We start from the raw sequence: 2578 nt of genomic DNA, 5'->3' as shown, positions 1-2578 counted from the left end.
GGCCGTGCCCCGGTGCCGTGTCCGCGTCGTCCGCCCGCGCCCCGGCTCGCGGGCGGGCGGTGCGGAGGTGCGTCCCGTCAGTCGGCGACCACGCGCACCGAGCCCGGCACGTACTCCCGCTGCCGGATCACCCGGTACCAGCCCTTGGGGAGGGAGATCGCCGCGTGCTCCTCGTGCACGACGCGGGCTCCGTCGGGCACGTGCAGCAGCATCGGCCCGAACAGGCCCGCCTCGCGGATCAGCCGTCCCGGACCGACCACCGCGTGGGCGTGGCCGGTGACTTCGCCGAGCGCCAGGACGAGCCTGCCGCGGCCGTCGCGCGGTTCGGACGCCGCGCCGGCCGCGTGCTCCGGCACCGCGCCCTCGGCCAGTCCCACGATCAGGACGTCTCCTTGCCGGTACATGGGTCTCCTCCCGTTGCGGCACTCCGTGTGCCATGGGGAGGACCGTAGGGGCAGGCACTGACAATCCCGCTCGTCCGCAGGTCACCCGGCCCGTGACGGGTGCGGGGCGCCCGCTCCGGTCCGGGGCCGGCAGCCCGGCGGCGGGCGCGGGAGGGGCCCCTGTCGGCGGCGCTGTCGGTGCGGCTTGGTAGAACTCCGTTGTCCGGACGCGGTCGGCGCGCGCCGGGATCAGGACCCACGACTGCCGATTCACCGGCCTCAGTACGAAGGAGCGGGCGCCCATGACCATCGGTGGCCACCTCAAGGAATTCCACGGTCTGCCGGCCTTCGGCTTCCCGGGCGTCGACGACCCGGTGCCCGACCCGTCCTCGCTCCCGTCGCCCGAGTCCGTGGCCTGGCGCGTCGCGGTGGACTCCTACGACGCCCAGGAGCAGTGGGAGGAGGCCTTCGCCCGCTTCCTGGCGGCCGTCGACACCACCCGGGTGCGGGCCCTGATCGTCGGGGCGTGGAGCGATGTGTACGAGAACGCCCCGGACGAGGTGGTCGGCGCGCTGGTGGCGGCCCGCGACCGGCTGCCCGCCCTGCGCGCCCTGTTCGTCGGCGACATCGTGATGGAGGAGGCCGAGATCTCCTGGATCACCCAGGGCGACATGGCTCCGCTCCTCGGCGCCTTTCCCGACCTGGAGGAGTTCGGCGTCCGCGGCGGCAACCAGCTCGTCGTTCCCGTGTTCCGCCACGAGCGGCTGCGCAGGCTCAGGGTCGAGACCGGCGGCATGCCCGCCGAGGCGGTGCGCTCCATCGCCGCCAGCGACCTGCCCGCCCTCGTCGACCTCGACCTGTGGCTGGGCACGTCCGAGTACGGCGGCGACGCCGATGTCGCCGACCTCGAACCCTTCTTCGCCGGCACCAGGCTGCCCTCGCTCAAGCGGCTGGCCCTGCGCAACAGCGAGATCCAGGACGCGATCTGCGCGGCCCTCGCGTCCGCCCCCGTGGTGGCGCGCCTGGAGGAGCTCGACGTCTCCATGGGGGTGCTCACCGACGACGGTGCGACGGCGCTGCTGACCGGTCAGCCGCTGACGCACCTCAGGAAGCTCGACCTGCACCACAACTACCTCAGCGAGGCCCTGCGCACCCGGCTGCTGGAGACGCTGGAGCCCGCCGGTGTGGAGGTCGACACGGACCGGGACGACGCCGAGGACGACGAGGACGGCGACGGCGAGGTCTGGCGGTTCGTGGCGGTGGGCGAGTAGCGCGCCGCGCGGACCGGACGAGGAAGGGCAGCGGCATGCGCCGTACCGGACCGGCGGACGCACCGCCGAAGTGGGTGGTCGTCGCCAACGGGGACAACCGCAGGGTGAGCCTGTTCACGGCGGCCGCCGTGGCCGCCGGCCACGGCACGCCCCGGGTCGTCGAGTGGCTCGACGTGCTGCGCGACGGCGGGCACGACTTCGCCGACGACGAGCTGGTCCGTCTCGACTCCCCCGGCGAGGACCCGGCCGTGGACGCCCTGCTGCGCGGCGTGGACGAGCCGACGCGGGTGGAGGGTTCCGCACGCTGGTACGCGCGGTTCCTGGCGGGCGTGGCGTCGTTGCGCGGCGGGCGGCGGCTCGACGACCCGGCCGACCTGGCCGTGATGTTCGACAAACGGCTGTGCCACGAACGGCTCGCGCGCGCGGACGTGCCGGTGCCGCCGTCCCCCACGTCCGGCGCCCGCACACCGGTCCGGGGGTGGGCGGACGTGCGGGAGGTCATGGCGGCGGCGGGCATGCGGCGCGTCTTCGTCAAACTCGCCCACGGTTCGTCCGCCTCGGGTGTCCTGGCCGTCGAGACCGGCGGCGCGGACCGGATCCGCGCGACGACGTCGGTGGAGCGCACCGGGGACGGCCGTCTCCACAACTCGCTGCGGGTGCGCCGCTACACACGGGAGGCGGAGATCGCCGCGATCGTCGACGCCCTGGCCCCCGACGGGCTGCATGTCGAGCGGTGGCTGCCGAAGGCCTCGCTCGGCGGCCGCTCCGCCGACCTGCGGGTCGTCGTCGTGGCCGGCAGGGCCACGCACGCCGTGGTCCGCACCAGCCGCTCCCCGCTGACCAACCTCCATCTCGGCGGGGCACGCGGTGATCTGGCGGCCGTACGGGCGCTGGCGGGCGACCGGTGGGCCGCGGCCGTCGGGG

3 protein-coding genes are annotated in these 2578 nt (G+C 74.9%); 2 read left to right on the top strand and 1 reads right to left on the bottom strand.

What is annotated here, in order from left to right:
* Positions 1-77: 77 nt before the first annotated feature.
* Complete coding sequence (locus tag HO151_RS06485; RefSeq protein WP_173895138.1) at positions 78-404, bottom strand: hypothetical protein; 327 nt, start codon at positions 402-404, stop codon at positions 78-80.
* 281 nt (positions 405-685) lie between these two features.
* Here HO151_RS06485 and HO151_RS06480 point away from each other — a divergent pair, with 281 nt between their 5' ends.
* Positions 686-1654: an STM4015 family protein gene (locus HO151_RS06480; RefSeq protein ID WP_173895137.1), complete on the top strand. Its 969-nt coding sequence runs from the start codon at positions 686-688 to the stop codon at positions 1652-1654.
* A gap of 35 nt (positions 1655-1689) precedes the next feature.
* Positions 1690-2578, top strand: an 889-nt coding sequence (locus HO151_RS06475) for an STM4014 family protein (protein ID WP_173895136.1), incomplete at its 3' end; no start/stop codon positions are given.

This window comes from Streptomyces sp. 8P21H-1 (genome assembly GCF_013302945.1).
This window is presented reverse-complemented; position numbering and strand designations above follow the sequence as displayed.

What these genes read in the sequence shown, in the direction of transcription:
- HO151_RS06485 (WP_173895138.1), bottom strand. Translation starts at nt 404, where the DNA reads ATGTACCGGCAAGGAGACGTCCTGATCGTGGGACTGGCCGAGGGCGCG.
- HO151_RS06480 (WP_173895137.1), top strand. Translation starts at nt 686, where the DNA reads ATGACCATCGGTGGCCACCTCAAGGAATTCCACGGTCTGCCGGCCTTC.